Genomic DNA, 20,375 nt, shown 5'->3' with positions numbered 1-20,375 from the left:
CTCCTCGGGAGTAGCGGCGAAGTGCGGGTCCGTGCGATGTGGTCATCCGGTGGTTGGCGGCGCGGTGAGATCAGCTGCGGTCACTGCGAGTGGAGACTGCACCATGATCTGGTCCAGGACTTTGAGCATCAGCGTGTTGGCGGTCTGCTGCTCCTTGTCCACGTCGACGGTCAGGGTGGTCCACAGCACCAGGGTCACGTCGTTGGTGGTTTCGACAGCCATCTTCGAGTTGTAGCCGGCGGTCTCACCGCCGTGATAGATCAAATTGTTGGATCCCCAGGACTGCCTGGTGATGCCGTAGCCGTACCACAGGCCGCCGGGCTTGTCGGGGTCCTCCATCTGCGGGCTGTCGAGCCACAACTTCTGGTATTCGGCGTCGAGGACCTGGCCGCCCACCAGCGCCTTCGTCCAGGTGACGAGATCGTGGGCGGTGGAGATGACGTTGCCCGCCCCGAAGGCGAAGGAATGGTTGACGTCGGTGTAGTCGGTGGGCTGCAGGGTGCCATCTTTGGCCGCGGCGATCTGTTCGGGCGTGTAGGCCGGCTCTCCGAAAAGGGCAATGGACGAGCTGCCATAGAGGTACCCGTGCGCAAAGGGGTCCGGAATCGTGAATGACGCGCCGGCAGGTAGTTCGGTGTTCGTCATACCCAGCGGCCCGAACAGCCGGTCCTGGAATGACGTGGCAAGTGGTTTACCGTCGACCTTCTCGATGATCAGGCCCAACAGGACGTAGTTGGTGTTGCTGTACTCGAATTCCGCGTCGGGGGCGAAATTGGCGGGCTGGGCGAAGGCGATGTCCAGCAGCTCCTGCGGTGTCCACTCCCTGGTGGGGTCGTCATCCAGACTGGTCGCCATCTGCTGGGCGTTGGTGTAGTTGTACAGCCCGGTGCGCATCTTCAGCAGCTGCTCGACGGTGATGCTGTCTCCGCCGGGCACTCCCGAGACGTACTTCGACACCGGGTCGGTCAGCTCGAGCTTGCCTTCCTGGGCCAGTTGCAGGACCACTGCCGCCGTCATCGTCTTGGTGTTCGAGGCGATCCGGAAATGAGTATTCGCGTCCGGCGGGCTTTGCACCCCGATTTCGGTGGTGCCGGAGGAGACGGTGAAGTCGCCCTGCGGTGTGCTCAGCACAAGGACCGCTCCGGGGATCAATTGATCTTTGATGGTGGTGTCCACGAGAAGCTGCAAAGCGGCCTGGTCGATGGGCTTGAGTCCCGATGTCGCTCCCGCCAGTGAACTCTCGGTGCTCGACGGCAGTATGCTCGACGGCGGTGTGCTCGACCGCAGTGCGGTGGAAGCAGGTGTCGTTCCACTGACCGGTGCCGCGTTCGCTGATGTCGTTGCATCGGCAGATATCGGGGCGGCTTGGTTCCCGCTCCCGCACGCCGCCACTGCCAACAGGAGGGCGGCGGCACCGACACCGGCGATGGCTCGCCGACGTCGCGAGCTGATGGTCCGGCCGGTCGAACCGAGCCGCGTGGTGATCATCTACCTGTCCTCCGATGGGTTCGCGGGTGAAGCCGGGCTGCACCACTGGGTTGCCGGCGGTCGGTACCAGCCCCGGGCTGCAGGGCTCGCTTGGTCAGGACGAGCCAGTCCGGGTCGATGACCTCGTCCTCGTCACGCAGCGTTGACGGGTCGAATTTGGTGTTATAGCAATTGAGCTCGCCGTCCGAGCCGTCGGGATCGACAAATCTCAAGGAGAGCATCGGCCCCAGGGAACGGATGTCGCCGCTGGAGGCATCCACTGCCAGCAGCCGATCGCGAATCGCCCTCAGCGCAACCAGGTCGGTCACAGTGAATCCCAGGTGGTCGAGCCGGCCCCGTTCGAACATCCCGGCAGTCACCCGTTGGGTGGTCGCTGCGTCATTGGCCACCTCGAAGACATGCAGCATGGCATCTCCGGCCATCAGGATCGCCTGCCGGGAATGACCGGGTCCGCCGCCGAAGACAATGGTGGTCCGCAGACCAAGGGTGTCCTCGTAGAAGGCCCGAAAGCCATCGAGATCGCCGGTCACAATGGCGATGTGACTGACTCCGCTGGGCGCGCTCATCGCCGGCGCCGCTCAGCACACACGTGCGAGCAGCGGGCGGATCGGTGACACCTGGATCGAATTCCTCATACCCGGGAGGCGTTCATCGTGATGGAACAATTTGTTCCACGCGTCGGGCTCAGCGCTCGGTCCGCCCAGTCGAGCGCGTCCCCGGTCGCGTTGGTCGGACCATGTGGCGCCGTCGGGGGCCGCTCCACCGGCCGGTCACCTTCTCGGTGCTGGAATGCAGTTGAGCCGCCCACGCTCAGGCTCGCCGTCATCGTTGATCAAGCTTTCAGCAACGTGAGCTACTCCGAGCCGGGGGTGAACCAGTACAACGACCCCGCGCGCAACTGCCAGTATGTTCCGCGGCCCGGGCTGATGTCCCAAGGAGAACTCACCACCTACTGCAACAGCGGCGGACCCTCGCCACCGTCGGACACGACGTGGTTCGAGGCGGCACCATCCCGGACATCACCGCCGGCTCGACCGCACCGATCCACCGGGGAGGCAGGTCATCAACTCGGTGTGAGCGGAGAGCACCCGATGGGATCACCTGGCGGACCGGACGGCGCTGGAGGGTGGATCCCGTACGCCTGCCAGCGGACCGCGAACCACCTCAGTCCGTGAGAACACCGGTTCCGGTGACGGCGCCGGAACCCTAAGGTGCAGGTCCCCGTGAGGTTCGCGATCAAGGAGCTGGGCATGCCGCTGGACAACCCGTTCTACTCGGCCGAGCAGCAGGGACCGTACGAGTTGATCTCGATCGGTCGCTTCGAGCTGGAGGAGGGCGGGGTCATCCCCGACCTGGAACTGGCGGTGGCGACCTACGGGGAGCTCAACGAAGCCAAGGACAACGTCATTCTCATCCCGACCTGGTTCTCGGGCACGCACGCCACCTGGTGGCAGGTCTACCTCGGTGAGGGTCGCGCCCTGGATCCGACCAAGTACTTCATCGTCGTCATCAACCAGATCGGCAACGGTCTATCGACCTCACCGCACACCACCAACGACCCCGAGATCGCGATGGCCAACTTCCCGCACGTCCGGATCGGCGACGACGTCCGGGCGCAGGAGGCCCTGCTCCGTCAAGAGTGGGGCATCGAGCACCTGGCCCTGGTCGTCGGCGGATCGATGGGGGCCCAGCAGACCTGGGAGTGGGCGGTGCGCTTCCCCGAGAAGGTGCTGCGGGCGGCGCCGATCGCCGGGACGGCACAGGCCACCCCACACGACTTCCTGTTCGTCCGCACGCTGATGGATGCGCTGACCAGCGACCCCGGTTGGGCGGGTGGCAACTACGCCGCCCACACCGACGTCGCCGATGGCTTGCGGCGGCACGCCGACATCTGGGCCATCATGGGCCTGACCACCGAGTTCTGGAAGTCGGGCTTCTGGAAGACCATCCCACCGGTCGTCGAGGGTCTGGGCTGGGAGACGTACGAGGAGTTCCAGCAAAACTTCACCCGGCTGCTCTTTGGTCTGATGGACCCGAACGCCTTGCTGACCATGGCCTGGAAGTGGCAGCGCGGCGACGTCGCCCGACTCGCCGACGGCGACTTGAAAGCAGCCCTGAGTCGCGTCACGGCCAAGGTTTTCGTCATGCCCATCGAGCAGGACATGTTCTTCCCGCCCCAGGACTGCGAGCCCGAGGCCGCGCTGACGCCGGGCGCCGAGGTCCGCATGCTGCACAGCATCGCCGGGCACTTCGGGCTGTTCGGCTTCGAGCAGTCCTACCTGGACGAGGTCGACTCCGCCCTCAAGGAGCTGCTCGCCAGCCCGGTCTGAGCACTCCGCTCACGTCCTCTCCAGGATCAACGCCATGCCCTGACCGCCGCCGACACACATGGTGATCAAGCCGCGTGTCTGCGCCCTGACCCCGGGCTCCGCGGTCGATGACCTTGGACCCTGGTTCGACCGCAGCGAGGCCCCCATGCTCGAACGATGGCCACACCGTCGACGAGACATTCCGGTCCGCGGCGTCGCGACCGGATGCCGCCGCGCTGGTTCGTCGTGCTGTTCTGGTACGGCCATCGTCTGCTCGTGCGGACGACGCGTGGCCGGTTGGGATTGTGGCGCCCGAAGCCGAACCGCTGGGGCGCGCTCCGGCTGACCACGAGGGGCCGGCGCACCGGCCAACCGCGGCACGTCCTCATCGGCTACGTCCAGGACGGCGACAACCTGGTCACGATGGCGATGAACGGCTGGAGTCCCGGCGAGCCGGCGTGGTGGCTGAATCTGCAGGCCCGACCCGAGGCCACGGTGCAGACCCGCGACGGGGTCCGTCCGGTCGTGGCCCGGCGTGCGCAGGGAGACGAGCGGGCGCGGTTGTGGTCCCGGTGGGCCGAGATCGACCACGACCTGGACGCGTATGCGGCGCGGCGGCCCGCCGGAACGGCGGTGGTCGTTCTCGAACCGCGGGCCACGACATCCCCCGCGGGCTAGCCGACCCTGGCTGCGCGACGGCCGGCGGGACGAGGCCGGCGGGTCAGCATCCGGACAGCTCGGCCACGAGCGGAGCGAACAGGTCCGCCACGTTCGCCTCGAAGGCGATGTAGGAGACACCGGTCTCCTCCCGTCGCCGACGCAATTCATCGGCGGCCGCCGCCGGGTCGGCCGGCAGGTAGGCCAGGGAATCGGCCGCCCGCAATGCGGTGGTGTCGGTGGTCGGGGGCGCCATGAACGGGGAGACGGCATCCCCGACCACCGGGACGTGCATCGAGAGCTCGACGGCGCGGGTGCTGTGAAAGTCGCGGATCCGCTGCTCCACGGCGGCCCGGGGCTCGCTCGGTGCCATCGCGAAGGTGACCGTATCCGCGATCTCGGCCGCCAGGGCCCGGGCCTTGGGGCCACTGACCGCCAGCGCCACCGGCGTGTGCCTCGACCCGCCGTCGAGCTCGCGCAGTGCGGCGACGGTCTGGCGCACCTGGTCCAGCCGCTCACCCGGTCCTGGCACGGGCAGTCCCCGCTCCCGCAGCTCATCCTCGATCCCCGGCCGACCCACGCCGATGCCCATCTCGAAACGACCGTCCGTGAGCACCGTCAGCGAGTGCGCCTCCCAGGCGGTGAGCCAGGGTGCGCGGAAGGGGGCCGCGTAGACCCAGGTCCCGACCCGCACGTCGGCCACCGACGCCGCGACGGCGAGGGCGGGAGCCGGAGCCGGCTGCAAGCGCGGGAAGTCGGGCATCAGCACCGTCGAATAACCATGGCCGGCAATGCGCCTGATCTGTTCCCGCCAGGTCGACAGGCCGCCCAGGCACGGGGCCACGATGCCGAAGCGAAACTCTCGGAACGAAGACGCACTCGGGTCGGTCATCAACTCTCCTCTCCCTCGAGGCCCGGCTCGCCGAGCCCCACACCCACAGCCTGGTCCCCGGGGCCGGAGCCGGCCACCGCTGGGCTCGACAGCCGCCGATTGGGCGTTTTAGGGCTATTGTCGGAATCGGAGCCCGGCGAACTCCCGCGTGAAGGGGTCGGCAGCCGGAGCGAGGAGCGTCCTGCATGGTGGTCTCGACCCGCCCGAACGGCGAGAAGGGGGACTCCCGGGGCATTCCCATCACCGATGTCGCCCGGTTGCTGGGCGTGCCGATGCCGACCCTTCGGTCCTGGGAACTCAGGTACGGCATTCCTGAGCTGAGCGGGCGGCCGTCCGGGCAGCACCGCCGGTATCGGCCCGATGAGGTCAATGCGTTGCGGCTGATGCGCGACGAGATCGCCCGGGGCGAGCAAGCCGCGCTGGCCGCGCAGTCGGTCCGCCGCATGCTGGGTGGGCAGGGCCAGGCGCAAGAGCTGATCCTGCGTGTCCTGGACGCCGCCGAACGGATGGACGCCGCCGGGATCCGGGCGCGACTCGACCTAGCCGCGGACGCCCTGGGCCTGGCCGGCTGCCTCGACGACGTGCTGCTGCCGGCCATGCGGCAGGTTGGAGTCTGGTGGGCGGCCGGCCATTGCGACGTGGCCCAGGAGCGGATGGCCACCGAGGCCGTGCGAGCCTGGCTCGACCGGCGAAGCGCCTTCGCGCCGGCCCCGACCAGGTCCCGCCCGATCCTGCTGGCCTGCGGACCCAGCGATCTGCACACCATCGGACTGGAATCCATGGCCCTGCTGCTGCGCTCTCAAGGGTGGCCGTGCCGGCTGCTCGGTGCTCGCGCCCCGACCGCGACGGTGGCCGCCGCGGCCCGGGCCTCCTCGGCCGCCGCGGTGATCGTGGTGTCCCATCTGGCCAGCGGGCGCCTGCGCGCCGTGGAGTCGATCCGGGCCGTCCACGAGCTGGGCATCGACGTCTTCTACGCCGGGAACGCGTTCTCCACCCCGCGCAGCCGTCGGGGCGTCCCGGGACGCTACCTCGGCGTCCGCGTCCAGGATGCCTGCGCCGACCTCACCCAAGCCCTGGAGCCCACCGAACTCGGCGGCTGATCGCGCCGCCAACCGGAAACGGTGCGGGCTCGCTCGGCTGTGCTCGAGCGAGGCCCAAAACTATGCAAGTCGGCCCGGAACCGTCCGTGGCCCGCCTTCGCCAGGCAGTCTGAACAGCGGTAGGGCAGCGGATCGCTCGATGCCGGTCGGGGGGCATCGAACAATCCGCTCGCCTTTCCAGTGCCGAACCACCCGTGTCCGCGCCATCCGGTCCCGGCCGCGCGGACACGGGTCACCACCCCGGCGATCGGTGCCCGTTCCCCGGGAAGGAGCAGGGCGTGGTCCACGAGACGTCGATCGACGCGGTCCCGGATGTCCGGTCCCCCACCGCGCGGTCGACCCGTCAGCTCATCAGCGTGTCCGACAACCTCGATCCCGTCCGCGTCCAAGCCCAACTCGACCTCGCGGCAACGGTTCTCGGACTCGGCCGGTGCATCGACGAGATCGTGATCCCGGTCCGGCGGCAACTACGGATGATGGTGGCGACCGGAGAACGCGATCACCTCCAGGAACTGATCGCCACCGAGACCATCCGAGCGTGGTTGGACCGATGCGGCTGGTCGCTTCCGGCGCCGCACCCCATCGGGACGGTTCTGCTCGCCTGCGGGCCCCGCGACTGCGACATGGTCGGTCCGGAATCCCTGGCGCTGCTGCTGCGGGGCCATCGCCGACCCTGCTGGGTGCTCGGCGCCCGCATCCCGACGCGCATGCTCGCCACCGCGGCACGGGCCGCCGACACCAGCGCAGTGGTGGTCTTCGCGCACCACCGTCGAGGCCGGCCCCAGGCGATCGCTTCGCTCGAAGCCGTTGACGCCCTGGCCATTCCGGTCTACTACGCCGGAGAGGCGTTCGATGCTGATCGCGGCCGGCCGGACTGCCCCGGCCGCTACCTTGGCACCGGCCTGCAGCAGGCCGCCGAGATGCTCATGGCCGCGACGTCCCCACCGAACCGGGCCGGCTCGAGCTGACCGGCCGGCGGCGTACCCACCCGGCCGGGACGCCACCGGGCGAACGAGGAGACCCTTTCTGCTCGGTCAGTCCCGGCGCCGTGATCGGGACAGTCCGTCGGATGCCGCGGCCACAATGGCCGCCGTGCCCGCGCCGACGATGGAACCGATGGCGACGTCTCCGGGGTAGTGCACACCGGTGTGGACTCTTGAGTACGCCACCCCACCGGCGAGCAGCCGGATGGGCACCGCCAAACCAGGCAGATGCCGGCCCACGGCATAGGCGAATGCGAACGCGGACGCGGAATGGCCGGATGGAAAGGAGGTGGACCCGGGCATCGACACGAACCGGGCCTGGCCCGTGTCCGCTGCGCGCTCCGGACGTCGCCGGCGGGCGATGGGCTTGATCCCGAGATTGACCGCGGCCGACGTTGCGCCGATCGCGACCACCCCCTCCAGGGCCGCCCGGTGACCACGCTTTCCGCCGAACACTGCGATCCCGGCGGCCAGACCCAACCAGAGCCGGGAAAAGTTGGCGGCATTGGAGAGCCGGCGCACGTGGGCGTCCAGGTGCGGGGTGGGTGTGTCGGCGACCGCTTGATAGACCGCCCGGTCGACCGCTCCCATCTCACGAAGTGCCTTGGCCCATGGCGAACCCGCGCCCTTCCGGGCCTCGACGGTCGTCGCGAGAGCATCCTCGGGTGGCTGCCATTGCCGGTCAATACGCTCCGACATCTGGACCCCTCTGCGTACCCCGACCGGCGACGGCATCGTCGTTGACGATCGGACTGTACCGGCGAGCGCGGCTCGGCGACAGCCTCGTCCGACCGCTCGGCCGCCGCCCCCGGGGTTCACGCGGCCCGGCAACCGGCAGGTCCGAGCCGGACAGCACCGCCCGAACCGTCGCGGGACCATCGGGTGCCTCGCCCATGACGTCACTCGCCCGGCGGGACCGCGGCGGCGTAGCGCCGGGCCTGCACCCGGAGCGCCTGCACCAGAGCCGGCGGGCCCTCGACATGAAAGTCCAAGCCCAGCATGCCGATCCACACCGCGACGACCTCGACGCTGTCGCCACCGGTGACCAGCACGCAGTGCTGCCCGTCGACCGGCTCGACGACGCCGACCGTCGGATTGATCCGAGCCAGCACCTCGTCGGCGCCGGCGTCCACCAGCACCCGTGCGTGCACCGCCCAGCCGGCGAAGGCGACCTCGCGCAGCACGAAGGCGGTGTCCTCGCCCTCGGGCCGCGATACCGGCCGAAAGTGCCTTCCACCAGGAGTTTTCAGAGTCAGCCAATCGACTCGGTAGGGCGCCCAGGAGCCCGTGCGGGCATCGCGGGCCACCAGGTACCACCGGCGTTGCCACGAGACCAGCCGGTACGGCTCGACCTGCCGGCGATCCACGACCGAAGCCGCGCCCGAAGCCGCGCTCAAAGCCGAATCGGGGTCGGCCCGGTAGTCGAAGCGCACCTCCACCCGGTCCCGGATCGCGGCGGAGAGCTCGGTGAGCAGGCCGGCGTCGACCACCGGGTCCGCGACGTTGGACCCGGTGTTCTCCGGACCTTGGACCACGGCCTCGTGCACCGCGGCGACCTGACGTTGCAGGTGGTGCGGCAGCACCGCATCGAGCTTGGCCAGGGCGCGCACGCTGGTTTCCTCGATCCCGGCGATCCCACTCGCGGCCCGCAATCCGACCGCCACGGCGACCGCCTCGTCCTCGTCCAGCAGCAGGGGCGGCATCGAGGCGCCGACCCCGAGCTCGTAGTACCCGCCCGCTCCCCGCACCGCGTCCACGGGATAGCCCAGCGAGCGCAACCGGTCGATGTCCTTGCGAACGGTCCGGTCGCTGACCCCGAGACGCTCGGCCAGTTCCGGCCCGGCCCAGCGGCGGCGTGACTGCATCAAGCCGAGCAGGGACAGCAGCCGGGCCGAGCTGGTCAACATCCGCGCCTCCGGTTCCCACAAACTTGTCCGGCATTGAGGAACGAAATGGTCCTGAATCCTTCCTAGCGTAGCGGTCATGACGAACCCCACCGCTGCCCCGATCCGCCCGTTCCGCGTCGAGATCCCGCAGGAGGCCCTGGACGACCTGCACGCCCGACTCGCACACACCCGCTACCCGGCCGCCGCCCCGGGCGATGCCTGGTCCTACGGCACCCCGGTGGCCTACCTGCGGGAAATGGTCACTCGCTGGCTCGATTTCGACTGGCGGGCCCAGGAAGCGCGAATGAATGCCGTCCCGCAGTTCCTGACCGAGATCGACGGCCAGACCATCCACTTCGTCCACGTCGAGTCGGGCGAGGCCGGGGCGCGGCCGCTGTTGCTCCTGCACACCTACCCGGGCTCCTTCGTCGAGTTCCTCGACCTGATCGGCCCGCTGGTCGATCCCCGTCGCGCACGGCGGTCGGGCCGAGGACGCCTTCCACGTCGTCGTGCCGTCCATGCCCGGCGTCGGCGTCAGCACTCCACTGAGCCCGGCCCCGGGCGGCGGGGACTGGACGATGGCCGCAGTCGCCGGCGTCTACGACACCCTGATGCGCCGGCTCGGCTACGACTCCTACGGCACCCATGGCAGCGACGGCGGCGCGATGGTCTCGCGCGAGCTGGCCGTCCGCAACCCGCCCGGCTTCCTGGGCGCGCATGTCCTGCAGCTCTTCTCGTTCCCCTCCGGCGCCGACGGGGAGATGGATGGGTTCGGGCCGAAGGAGTTTGCGGCCCTGGAATTCCTCGGCTGGTTCCAGTCGGTGGGCGGCTACAACTCGATGAACAGCACCCGGCCGCAGACCATCGCCGCCGCCCTGTCCGACTCCCCGGTCGGCCAGCTTGCCTACAGCGAGCTGTTCGAGAACTTCGGCAACGGCACCAGCCTGGTCACCGCCGAGCAGGTGCTCACCCAGGTCTCGCTCTACTGGCTTACCAACACCTCGGCGACCGCGGTCCGCTACCACTTCGCCGAGGCCCACTCCGGAGCCGAACCACAGGTCAGCCACGGCCGGACCGGGGTCGCGGTGTTCAAGGACGACTTCCAGACCATCCGTCCGCTGGCCGAGCGGGACAACACCGCGATCGTGCACTGGTCCGAGTTCGACCGGGGCGGGCACTACGCCGCGCTGGAGGTCCCGGAGATGGTCGTCGGCGATCTGCGCGCGTTCTTCGCCTGACCGGCAACGCCCGCCCCACGAATTGATCATGGCGTTCTCTGCTCGACACGCCGACGACACGCCGACTACGGCGCAGAGAACGCCATGATCAACTGGGAGAGGGGTGTATCCAATTGGGACAAATCACGCGAATCGGTGCGAGCATGGTGGGATGGAACTGCCCGTCGCGCCGGCGCCGCGGGACCGGGTCCGGCCGGCCACGCGCGCACTGTGCGCCTTCGTCACCCCGTTCCTGCTGGTCGGATTCGTGCTGCTGTACTTCTGGTCGTCGGCCGAGGACACGGGACGCCTGTTCGCGTGGCGGATCTCGCCGGATTTCACCGCGATGATGCTCGCGTCGGCCTACCTCGGCGGCGCCTACTACTTCGCCCGCGCCCTGTACGCCGATCGGTGGCACCGGATCGCCGGCGGATTCCTGCCCGTCACGCTGTTCGCGTCCCTGCTGGGGGTCGCCACGATCGTCCATTGGGACCGGTTCGTCCACGGCAACGTGGCCTTCTGGATCTGGACGGGCCTGTATGTCAGCGCCCCGATCCTGGTGCTGCTGGCGTGGTGGTTCAACCGGGCGGAGTCGGTGCCCGTCGCACCCGACGAGCTCCTGCTGTCCGGCGCCGAAGCCGGGACGATCGCCGCGGTGGGAATCTTGGCGTGCCTGGTCGCTCTGGTCCTGTTCGTGGCCCCGGGCTGGGCGGCCACCGTGTGGCCGTGGTCGTTGACCCCGCTCACGGCGCGCGTGGTGGGCGCCATCTTCGCGCTGGGGTTCGCCGGCATCGAAGTCCTGGCCGACCGTCGCTGGGACAGCGCCCGTCTGCTCGTGCAGGTCGCCCTGATCATGCTGGGACTGATGGGCGTGGCGGCGTTGCGGTCGCTGAGTGACTTCGATCCGCAGCGACCGCTTTCCTGGCTGATGGGGATCGGGATGCCGGCCACGACGGTCGCGCTGGTCGGGCTGTACGTCGTCCACGAACGTCGTGCCGGCCCGGGCCCGGTCGAGCGCAGGGGTCCTGACGCCCGTCCCGTCGATTAGTCCGATAGTCCCTATTTGCCGGATTTGGTAGAATTAGCCCGACTCGATCGCCGGCCCCGCATCCGGGGCCGGCGACAGACATGGTCGGGGGCGGGTCCATGCGCGACATCCTGGGAGTCGACCGGAATTACGCGAGCCTGTCCACCAAGGATCTGCTGGACGCGCGGGATCAGTACCACTGGCATCTGGTCCACCGCCGCAATGTGATCGGCACCGCGGTCGGGCTGTACCACATTCGCAAGGACGAGGACTGGCCGTCGCGGGAGCGGTCGGCGCGGGCGGTGGCGGCCGCGGCCCGCGCGGCCAGCACCCGGATGCGACGGACGTCCGGCGGGATCGGTCCCGAGCCACGTACTTTCGAGAACTCCGAGGTCCGCGACTACTCCTGGCCGTGCGTGCTCGTGCTGGTGCACACGTGGATCGACGCCGACCAGTTCGGCACTGACGACGGGCAGCTGCCGCCGGAGGACATGATTCCCACGACGCTGTACCTGCCCGACGGGCGCACGGTGCCGGTCTGCGTCATCCAGGTCGAGCCCACCGTCCCCGACCGCGACCTGCTGCCGGCCTGGACCTGGCCGAAATCGGTGATCGGCGGCGGGTTTCCGCTGATCAGCCACACCCAGGGAACGACCAACGTGGCCAGCGTCGGCGCCCTGGTCACCGATGGGCACACGGTGTACGCGCTGACCAGCCGGCATGTCGCCGGGCCCGCCGGCCAGCCGATCGGCACCATCCTGCGCGGCCAGGCCGTGGACGTCGGCCGATCGAGCGAGCGGCAGCTGACCCGGCTGCCGTTCACCCAGGTCTACCCCGACTTCCCGGCCCATCGCACCTATCTGACCCTGGATGCCGCGCTGGTCGAGGTGAACGACCTGGCCGACTGGACCTCGCAGACGTACGGGCTGCCCCCGGTCGGCGCGTTGGCCGACCTCAGTGAACGCAACATCGGCATGCAGTTGATCAACGCCCAGGTCACCGCGTACGGCGCCGCGTCCGGTCGGTTGACCGGCCGGATCGCCGCCCTGTTCTACCGGCATCGCAGCATGGGCGGCTACGACGAGATCACCGACTTCCTGATCGCCCCCGACCCCGGGCAACCCAGCTCGCAGCCCGGAGACTCCGGCACCGTGTGGCACCTGATCGAACCGTCCGAGCAGCCGGACGACCCGGCCCGGCGGCTGCGACCGATCGCGCTGCAGTGGGGTGGGCAGGGAGTGCGACCGGCCGACCCGGGTCCCGGCTACAACTTCGCCCTCGCCGCCGGTCTGACCGCCATCCTGCGGTTACTGGACGTGGAGCTGGTCGTCGACTACAACACCGGCCCACAACCGTTCTGGGGCAAGACCGGTCACTACACCCTGGCTACCGTGGCCTGCGCTCAGGTGGTCACGCCGACCCTGCGCACCCTGATGGCCGCCAACCAGGATCGGATCAGTTTCCCGGCCGCCGGGTTGTCGCCCGGTGACATCGACCAGGCCACCAAGGACGCCAAGCAGCACGGCGGTTTCGTGCCGCTGGCCGACGTCGCCGACGTCATCTGGAAGAACCTAGCGGGTCAGGTCCGCGGCGGCCGGGACACCTCGCCGCGGACCGGTCCCGAACACCCGACCCACTACGCCGACATCGACGAGCCGCGTCCGGCCGACCACCTCACCCTGCGAGCGCTGTGCATGCAGGACCCGGCCAACGTCGCCGTCGGCGTCTGGCAGGCGTTCTACGACGCCCTGGGCGAGCAGGCGTCGCGTGACCGGGGCCTGCTGCCGTTCCGGGTCTGGCAGTTCTACGACGCGATGCTCGATGCGCTCGCCCAGGACGACCTGGTCCGGTACCTGGCGGCGGCCGGGCTGATGGCCCACTACGTCGGTGACGCCTGCCAGCCGCTGCACGGCTCGACGCTGGCCGACGGCCTGCCCGATGGCACCGGCAAGGGCGTGCACTCGGCGTACGAGAGCGCCATGATCGACCACCACGCCGCCGACATCCTGGCCGCGCTCCTCGGCCGGCTCCAGGACCTGGCCGCCCATCCCTTGCCGCCGGTCGCCAGTGGGCAGCAGGCCGCGGTGGCCACCGTCGCGCTGATGGACCGCACCGCGACCGCCATCCCACCCGTGGACCTGGTCAACGCCTACGCCGCCACCCCGGGCGGCCAGTCCAAGGCCGTCACCGGCAAGCTCTGGGATCGATTCGGACCGGCCACCGTCAGCGTGCTGGCCGACGGCGCGCGCACCCTGGCGATGCTCTGGGACAGCGCCTGGACCCAGGGCCAGGGCGACACCCGTTTCACCGCAGCCCAACTCACCGCGGTCGACCGGTCAGCGCTGCAACACCTCTACGAGAGCCCGGGCTTCGTGCCCTCCCTCGACCTGGACACCATCGGACCCAACCTGCACTGAGCCCGGCGTCGGGCAGGATCCAGCGACGGGACTACCCGCGCCCGTTGCCATTTCCGCTGTTGCCACCTCCATTGCCGTTGCCGTTGCCGTTGTTCCCGCCGCCGTTGCCATTGCCGTTGTTGCCATTGCCGTTGCCATTGCCATTGCCATTGCCATTGCCGTTGTTCCCGCCATTTCCGTTGCCGGCGGTGGCTGCGGTCGTCACCTGTTCGGGGGCATCGATCGGATCCGGTTCCGGGGGCGCCACCGTGCGCGCATCGTCAACGATCGGCTCGCTCGACGAACTCGCCGCCGCGCTAGTAGGTGGCGCCGCTGTGGTCGTCGATTCGGCCGACGTGGCCGGATCGGCGGCCGGCTGCGGGGCCGTGGCGGTGGGCGTCGGCGGCGCGGCGGGCGGCGACGCGCTGGTCGGGGCCTCGGTCGTCGGCGGAGCGACGGCCGGATCGTCGGCACCGACGACCCACCAGCCACCGAGGATGGCCGCCGCGACCACGGCGGTGGCCAGGACGGCCCACCGGCGGCGGCGTGGCTTCGCCGGCTCGGCCCGGACGGCCGGCCGGGTCAGCACGACCGTGGTCGGCGGCCGCTCCGCCTGAGCAATTGGCGTGACGTCGGTCGGGTCTGCGGCCAGGGTCGCGGCGACCTGGGCCGCCGAAGGTCGGCGGGTCGGATCGCGATCGGTCATCGCGGCAAGCAGGTCGGGCCACGGCGGCGGCAGATCGGGCGGAACAGCGGGATCGCGGAGCAACCTGGCCACCGCGGACTCCAGCGGGGCACCGGGGAACTCCCGGTGGCCGTTCAGGCATTCGAGCAGCACTAGGCCGAGCGAGTACACGTCCGACGCCGGGCCGACGTCGTCGCCTTGAGCCTGCTCCGGGCTCAGGTACGGGACCGTGCCCACCACCATCCCGTCCTGGGTCACCGGCAGGCCACCCACCTCGACCGCGATGCCCAGGTCGGTGAGCTTGGGCTGCCCGGACGAGGTGATCAGAATGTTCCCGGGCTTGACGTCCCGGTGCACCAGTCCATGGTCGTGCAGCGCCGCCAACGCCCGCGCGAGGCCGGCGCCGACGCTGCGCAGCTGCTCGGGCGCCACCGGCCCGCCGGCGACATTGTCGGCCAGGGTGGGACCGTCGACGTACTCGGTGACCAGGTACCACAGCGCGGCCTCCGGGGTGGTGGGCACCGGATCCGCGGGGTGCGCGTCGTAAACCGTCACCAGGTGCGGATCGCTTACCGCCGCGGCCAGCCGCATCTCCCGGGCGCGGCGCCGGGCGACCGTGGCGTCCGCGCCGTCCGGACGGAACAGTTTCACGGCCACTTGCCGGTGCAGCACGGTGTCCGTGCCGCGGTAGACGGTGGCGGTGCCGCCCGCGCCGACGCGTTCGTCCAGCCGGTAGCGCTCATCGAGCAGCACGCCGGGGCCGATGTCAGCCGTCACCGACGGCCGGCCGGTCGGCCTGGTTCTCCCGGCGCTCGCAGACCCGGGCGTCGCCGCGGGCCCGGACGGCCGCGTCAATCCCATCGTCCCAGCCTCACCGTGCCCCAGTGTCCGGAACCCGGGCCGGCCAAACCCCCTTTCGGCGCGTCGGAACCCGTCGCCGAGGCCACCGACGAGTGTCGATCACCCGAACCGGTGACGCCGCACGACGGCGAAGTCGTGGCTGGGGATGACCTCGCAATCCATGGTCTCGATCTTGCGCAGGCTTTCGTCGTAGGCGACCAGGTCGGTGTAGAGGCCGATCGCGATGTGCTCGACCTGATCGTCGCCGGCCCAGTTCTCGTACAGGTAGACGCAGTCGCCGGCAATCAAGTAGCGGCCGCTGTCGGTCTGCACCAGCACGCCCTGCGAGCCCGGAGTGTGTCCGGGCAGGGTGACGGCGGTGACGCCCGGGGCCAGTTCCGTCTCGCCCTCGATCGGCTGCAGGTTCGCCTCGGCCGCGCGCCAGGCCGCCGGCCGGTCGGCGGCCGCCTCGAACTGGGCCCGGTGCCACGGCACCGGACGTCGGGCGTAGTCCAGTTCGCGGCGCTGCACGACGACGGGGCGGCCCGCGGAAAAAGGTGGTTGTTCGAACTGTGGTCCCAGTGCAGGTGGGTGTTGACCACGATGCGCACGTCGTTCGGATCAATGCCGGCCGAGCGCAGCACCACCTCGGGTCGTTCCGCTTCCGCCTGCTCCATCCGGATCCGGTGCAGGTCCCACGCCCGACCGACGTCGCCACCGGTGTCCACCACGATCGGCGCCGCACCGCCCTCGATCACGAACATGATCAACGGCAGATCGATGGTCTGACCCTGGCCGCGCTGGTACGTGATCGCCGGCTTGGGCAAACCCAGCACCCGGCCCACTGACCACGCGCGGATCGACAAGCTCATCGGGATGCTCCTGGGCAGGGCGTGGGCGGCAAGGCCCGGCGCCGGTCGAGATCGGCGACCGACACCGGCGGATGGATTGTGCCAGCCCGGCGACGCCGTCGACGGCCTCCTTCCGGTCAGGTCGGACCGGCTCGGGACCTTCGCCCGTGGTGCGCGCGCCCCGCCCGCCCTACCGTGCCGGGTATCCCCCTCTCGCCGACCGAGGGCCGCACGCGATCGACGCCGAGCCGTCAAGGAGCACAGTGATGACTGACGAGGTCAGGGTCCGCCATCTGGGTGGTGACCGGTTCGCCGTCGACATCCGGGAGCACACCGTGCTGGTGGACCAGCCGGTCGGGGCGGGTGGGACCGACAGCGCGCCGACGCCGACCGAGCTGTTCGTCGCCGGCCTGGCCAGTTGCGTCGCGTTCTACGCGCGCCGGTACGCCGCCCGGCATCAGTTCTCGACCGACGGCCTGCAGGTCGCGGTGGGCTACGAGCTCGGCGGCCGACCCGCCCGCGTCAGCCGGATCGCCATCGTCGTGACGCCGCCGGCGGCGCTGCCCCCCGACCGCCGAGACGCGTTCCTGGCGGTCGCCTCGCACTGCACCGTGCACAACACGCTCGTCCAACCGCCGACGATCGACATCACGCTGGCCCCGGACCCCGTCGCGGTCGTCGGGGACTGAGCAACCCGACCAACCCCCATCGCCGCAAGGGCCAGCGGCATCAGCTCAGCAGCACGGGAAGGCTGCGGGCAGCGGTGTACAGGCCGACGGCGACAATGAGCCCGGCGAAAGCGATCTGCAGGCTCTGCGGTCGAACCCGGCGCGCGATCCGAGCCCCCAGCAGGCTGCCGATGACGGCGGCCCCGGTGAACACGGCGATGACGGACCAGTCGATCTCGAGGCCGGAACCGGCGCGGGCCACCAGGGACGTGGCGCTGTTGAGCGCGATGACCAGCAACGACGTGCCCACGGCGACCGGCATCGGAAAGTCCAGGGCCAGCACCAGCGCCGGCACCACCAGGAACCCGCCCCCCACCCCGAAGAACCCGGTCATCAGCCCGAGGGCCAGCGCGGCCACGACCACCTTGGCCGCCCGGGGGCAGGCGCAGACGAACCGGGGTGTGAACGAGACGATCGGGACATCGAACGGGACGGCCTCGGCCATGCCCGGGCCGCCGCGGCCGGCCGGCACCCGGCGGCGGGCGAGCATGATGGCCGCCACGGCCAGCATCAGCACGGAGAATCCGGCCAGCAGCACATCCGGGGGGACCGCGAGCGAGAGCCGGCTCCCGGCGACCGCGCCCACTGCGCCCACCAGTCCGAACACCACGCCTTTCGACATCCGGACGTGCCCGTCCCGGTGGTGGGCCAGCATTCCGACCACGGCGGTGACGCCGACGATGATCAGTGAGCCCGTCGTCGCCGCGCGTGGGTCCATCCCGACCAGGTACACCAGGGCCGGCACGGTGAGGATCGATCCGCCGCCGCCGAGCGCACCCAGGCTCAGGCCGATCAGCGCCCCGGCCAGGATCGCGACGATCAGCACCATGATCAGAACCCGCTCACGCACCGACGGTGACGGGCAGGCCGGTGGCCGCCGCGTTGCTGTAGTCGTCGTCGACGGCGACCACCCGGTGCCCCCGGGCCAGCAGGATCGACGCGGCGATCGAGGCCCGGTAGCCGGCCGCGCAATGCACCCACAGCTCCCCGGCGGGAATCTCGTCGGCCCGAACCAGCAGCTCGTGCAGCGGGATGTGCCACGCACCGTCGATGCGCGACGCGGACCGCTCCAGATTGCGCCGCACGTCCAGGACGGTGACGCGGCGGTGGTGCCGGACCTGGGCCAGGTCGGCGAAGGTCGCCCGCTCGACGGTGTCGAGCGGGCCGTCGGTCCACTGTCGCGGCCCACCGGTGGCCGCGGCGGCCGGCCGGTCGATGCCGATCCGGACCATCTCCCGCTGCGCCTGCGCGACCTGGGCGGCGTTCTCGCCGAGCAGGGTCACCGGCGTCCCCCACGGGATCAGCCAACCCAGGTAGGTCGCGAATGACCCGTCGAGTCCGAAATTGAGCGTTCCGGGAGCGTGTCCGGCGGCAAATGCGGTGCGGGTTCGCAGATCGACCAGCCACTCGCCACGTTCCAACCGCTGACGCAACTGGCGGGCGTCGGCGGGCTCCGGCGGGGACAGGTCCGGCGCGCCCGGACCGGCGGTGTTCGCCGGACCCATCTTCGCGTAGTAGGCCGGGAACGCGTCCAGACCCGCGAGAAGATCACTGACGTAATGGGTCTCATCCTGAGTGAGGACCGGGTTGGTCGATTTCTCGGCCCCGATCGTGGAGGCGACGGCCTCGGTCTGGGTGGCTGAGCAGAAACTGCCGAAGCCGTGGGTCGGCATCACCTGGGTCTGCTCGGGCAGTTCCGCGGCCAGCCGCCGGGCCGAGGCGTACTGGTGATGGACCAACTCGTGGGTGTGATCCGGGCCGAGCAGGTCGGGCCGGCCCGTCGAGCCGAACAGCAGCGATCCGCCGGAGAACACGGCGGTGGCGGTGCCGTGCTCCTCGAGCACGTAGGACAGGTGGGTGTAGGTGTGCCCCGGGGTGGCCAGGACCCGCAGCCGCCAACCCGGGCCGATCTCGACGACGTCGCCGTCGCCAACCCCCACCCGCTCGTAGGCCACGGGGTCGGCGGCGTTCACGTGATAGGCCGCTCCGGTGACCCCGGCCAGGGCCAACCCACCGGTGACATAGTCGTTGTGAATGTGAGTTTCGAAGATGTGAGAGATCCGGACGCCGGCGGCGCCGGCCAGCCGCAGCACCCGGTCGATGTCGCGTTGGGGATCGATCACCACCGCCACCCGACCGTCATGGATCAGGTAGCTGCGGTCCCCCAAGGTCGGCGTCTCGATCGGCACGATCGTCGTTCCGGCACCGGGATCCGTCACCGTCGCACCACTCGGGCGAGCCCGTTCGGACCCCGTAATCACCACATTGCTCATCTCGTTCCACCCTTGCCTCTCTCTCGAGCAATACCCCAGGGGGTATCTGTCCACGACCGACTGTACCCCCGCCCGACGACACCTGAGCCGGCCAATCGATACCCCACCCCGCATCGCGCCGGGCGTCGGGAACAATGTTGACGTCGCGCCCGTTGATACCCCTATGGGTATACTTCCGATCTGGAAAGGATCGTCTGACATGGCCACCACCACACTGACCGACAGCACGTTCGAACGCGTCGTGCAGCGCGACGGGATCGTCCTGATCGACTTCTGGGCCTCCTGGTGCGGGCCGTGCCGGATGTTCGCACCCGTCTTCGAGCAGGCCGCGACGGCCAACCCGGACATCGTGTTCGGCAAGGTCGACACCGAAGCCGAACCGAATCTGGCCTCGGCGGCCGGTATCCGATCCATTCCGACGCTGATGGTGTTCCGGGACGGCATCCTGGTCTTCTCCCAGCCCGGCGCCCTGCCGGCGAAGTCCCTCGACCAACTCATCACGGCCGTGCGAGGCCTGGACATGGACCAGGTCCGGGCCCAGGTCGCCGCGGCCAAGGCGATGTCGGCATGACCGGCACCACGGCCGCGGCCCGACCCGACTACGCGATCGCGGTCATCGTCGAGCGCCCCTTCGCCGAGGTGGTCCAAGCCACCCGGGACGCGCTGGCCGCCCAGGGCTTCGGCGTGCTCACCGAGATCGACATGCGGGCCACGCTGAAGGCGAAGATCGGCGCCGACATCGCACCCCAGGTGATCCTGGGGGCGTGCCGGCCACCCTTGGCCCATGCCGCGATCCTGGCCGAGCCCTCGATCGGGCTCCTGCTGCCCTGCAACGTCGTGGTCCGCAGCGTGGCCGACGACCGGACCCGGGTGGAGACCATCGATCCGGCCATCATGGTCACCCTCACCGGGAACCCCGGCCTGCAGCCGGTGGCCGCCGAGGCGCGAGGCCGCCTGACCAGCGCCCTGGATTCGCTGGTTCAATCGCCGACGACCTGATCAACCACCCGACATCACGACGCCCGCCACCCCGAGGAGCCAGC

General features: G+C 70.0%; 18 protein-coding genes and 2 pseudogenes. 10 read left to right on the top strand and 10 right to left on the bottom strand.

Going from position 1 to position 20,375, the window contains the following annotated elements:
• Positions 1-42: 42 nt before the first annotated feature.
• The gene (locus NAMU_RS01860; protein WP_083785617.1) at positions 43-1,488 is read right to left on the bottom strand and encodes a serine hydrolase domain-containing protein; all 1,446 of its coding nucleotides are present in this window, start codon (positions 1,486-1,488) and stop codon (positions 43-45) included.
• Positions 1,485-2,054, bottom strand: a complete 570-nt coding sequence (locus NAMU_RS01855) for a VOC family protein (RefSeq protein ID WP_015745720.1) — start codon at positions 2,052-2,054, stop codon at positions 1,485-1,487. Before NAMU_RS01855 ends, NAMU_RS01860 begins: the two co-directional genes overlap by 4 nt.
• 684 nt (positions 2,055-2,738) lie before the next feature.
• Between NAMU_RS01855 and NAMU_RS01850 the strand changes: the two genes are divergently transcribed.
• On the top strand, positions 2,739-3,818 hold the full coding sequence (locus tag NAMU_RS01850) for an alpha/beta fold hydrolase (RefSeq protein ID WP_015745719.1): 1,080 nt from the start codon (positions 2,739-2,741) through the stop codon (positions 3,816-3,818).
• A 156-nt stretch (positions 3,819-3,974) separates the two neighbouring features.
• Positions 3,975-4,475 (top strand): nitroreductase/quinone reductase family protein, encoded by a 501-nt coding sequence (locus NAMU_RS01845; RefSeq protein ID WP_138179890.1) that lies wholly within the window; start codon positions 3,975-3,977, stop codon positions 4,473-4,475.
• Between the two features lie 43 nt (positions 4,476-4,518).
• Here the strand turns inward: NAMU_RS01845 and NAMU_RS01840 are convergent, their stop codons facing one another.
• Complete coding sequence (locus tag NAMU_RS01840) at positions 4,519-5,346, bottom strand: LLM class flavin-dependent oxidoreductase (RefSeq protein ID WP_015745717.1); 828 nt, start codon at positions 5,344-5,346, stop codon at positions 4,519-4,521.
• A gap of 185 nt (positions 5,347-5,531) precedes the next feature.
• Between NAMU_RS01840 and NAMU_RS01835 the strand changes: the two genes are divergently transcribed.
• Together NAMU_RS01835 and NAMU_RS01830 are read left to right on the top strand one after the other, a co-directional pair.
• Positions 5,532-6,446: a MerR family transcriptional regulator gene (locus NAMU_RS01835; RefSeq protein ID WP_015745716.1), complete on the top strand. Its 915-nt coding sequence runs from the start codon at positions 5,532-5,534 to the stop codon at positions 6,444-6,446.
• Between the two features lie 278 nt (positions 6,447-6,724).
• The gene (locus NAMU_RS01830; protein ID WP_015745715.1) at positions 6,725-7,414 is read left to right on the top strand and encodes a hypothetical protein; all 690 of its coding nucleotides are present in this window, start codon (positions 6,725-6,727) and stop codon (positions 7,412-7,414) included.
• A gap of 66 nt (positions 7,415-7,480) precedes the next feature.
• Here the strand turns inward: NAMU_RS01830 and NAMU_RS01825 are convergent, their stop codons facing one another.
• Positions 7,481-8,164 carry a phosphatase PAP2 family protein gene (locus tag NAMU_RS01825; RefSeq protein WP_217180712.1) on the bottom strand — a complete coding sequence of 228 codons (684 nt, stop codon included), beginning with the start codon at positions 8,162-8,164 and terminating at the stop codon, positions 7,481-7,483.
• Between the two features lie 164 nt (positions 8,165-8,328).
• A complete protein-coding gene (locus tag NAMU_RS01820; protein ID WP_015745713.1) occupies positions 8,329-9,336 on the bottom strand; it encodes a helix-turn-helix transcriptional regulator in 1,008 nt (335 codons plus the stop codon).
• 76 nt (positions 9,337-9,412) lie between these two features.
• Between NAMU_RS01820 and NAMU_RS31640 the strand changes: the two are divergent.
• The 3 genes and pseudogenes from NAMU_RS31640 (at position 9,413) to NAMU_RS01805 (ending at position 13,976) form a co-directional block, all read left to right on the top strand.
• Positions 9,413-10,553 (top strand): annotated as a pseudogene (locus NAMU_RS31640) (epoxide hydrolase family protein).
• Between the two features lie 151 nt (positions 10,554-10,704).
• On the top strand, positions 10,705-11,580 hold the full coding sequence (locus NAMU_RS01810) for a hypothetical protein (RefSeq protein WP_015745712.1): 876 nt from the start codon (positions 10,705-10,707) through the stop codon (positions 11,578-11,580).
• Between the two features lie 98 nt (positions 11,581-11,678).
• The gene (locus NAMU_RS01805; protein WP_015745711.1) at positions 11,679-13,976 is read left to right on the top strand and encodes a Nal1-like putative serine protease; all 2,298 of its coding nucleotides are present in this window, start codon (positions 11,679-11,681) and stop codon (positions 13,974-13,976) included.
• A 31-nt stretch (positions 13,977-14,007) separates the two neighbouring features.
• Here the strand turns inward: NAMU_RS01805 and NAMU_RS01800 are convergent, their stop codons facing one another.
• The 3 genes and pseudogenes from NAMU_RS01800 to NAMU_RS31635 form a co-directional block, all read right to left on the bottom strand.
• Entirely contained in the window at positions 14,008-15,417 is a 1,410-nt protein-coding gene (locus tag NAMU_RS01800) for a serine/threonine-protein kinase (protein WP_052307741.1), read from the bottom strand.
• A gap of 183 nt (positions 15,418-15,600) precedes the next feature.
• Positions 15,601-16,011 (bottom strand): MBL fold metallo-hydrolase, encoded by a 411-nt coding sequence (locus tag NAMU_RS31310; protein ID WP_281023793.1) that lies wholly within the window; start codon positions 16,009-16,011, stop codon positions 15,601-15,603.
• Between the two features lie 68 nt (positions 16,012-16,079).
• Positions 16,080-16,244: pseudogene (locus NAMU_RS31635) on the bottom strand (N-acyl homoserine lactonase family protein); the annotation flags it as partial.
• A 353-nt stretch (positions 16,245-16,597) separates the two neighbouring features.
• Here NAMU_RS31635 and NAMU_RS01790 point away from each other — a divergent pair.
• Positions 16,598-17,020 (top strand): OsmC family protein, encoded by a 423-nt coding sequence (locus NAMU_RS01790; protein ID WP_015745709.1) that lies wholly within the window; start codon positions 16,598-16,600, stop codon positions 17,018-17,020.
• Positions 17,021-17,060: 40 nt separating this feature from the next.
• On the opposite strand, the gene NAMU_RS01785 is transcribed toward NAMU_RS01790, so the two are convergent.
• Both NAMU_RS01785 and NAMU_RS01780 read right to left on the bottom strand, forming a co-directional pair.
• On the bottom strand, positions 17,061-17,888 hold the full coding sequence (locus NAMU_RS01785; protein WP_015745708.1) for a sulfite exporter TauE/SafE family protein: 828 nt from the start codon (positions 17,886-17,888) through the stop codon (positions 17,061-17,063).
• 13 nt (positions 17,889-17,901) lie between these two features.
• The gene (locus NAMU_RS01780) at positions 17,902-19,332 is read right to left on the bottom strand and encodes an MBL fold metallo-hydrolase (RefSeq protein ID WP_015745707.1); all 1,431 of its coding nucleotides are present in this window, start codon (positions 19,330-19,332) and stop codon (positions 17,902-17,904) included.
• A 199-nt stretch (positions 19,333-19,531) separates the two neighbouring features.
• Here NAMU_RS01780 and trxA point away from each other — a divergent pair, with 199 nt between their 5' ends.
• Together trxA and NAMU_RS01770 are read left to right on the top strand one after the other, a co-directional pair.
• Complete coding sequence (gene trxA / locus NAMU_RS01775; protein WP_012814263.1) at positions 19,532-19,903, top strand: thioredoxin; 372 nt, start codon at positions 19,532-19,534, stop codon at positions 19,901-19,903.
• Positions 19,900-20,331 carry a DUF302 domain-containing protein gene (locus NAMU_RS01770; RefSeq protein ID WP_012814262.1) on the top strand — a complete coding sequence of 144 codons (432 nt, stop codon included), beginning with the start codon at positions 19,900-19,902 and terminating at the stop codon, positions 20,329-20,331. The genes trxA and NAMU_RS01770 overlap by 4 nt, the downstream gene beginning before the upstream one ends.
• Positions 20,332-20,375 lie beyond the last annotated feature (44 nt).

The organism is Nakamurella multipartita DSM 44233, from assembly GCF_000024365.1.
Classification (GTDB): Bacteria; Actinomycetota; Actinomycetes; order Mycobacteriales; family Nakamurellaceae; genus Nakamurella; species Nakamurella multipartita.
The sequence above is the reverse complement of the archived record's forward strand: the minus strand, read 5'-3'. Positions and strand labels throughout refer to the sequence as shown.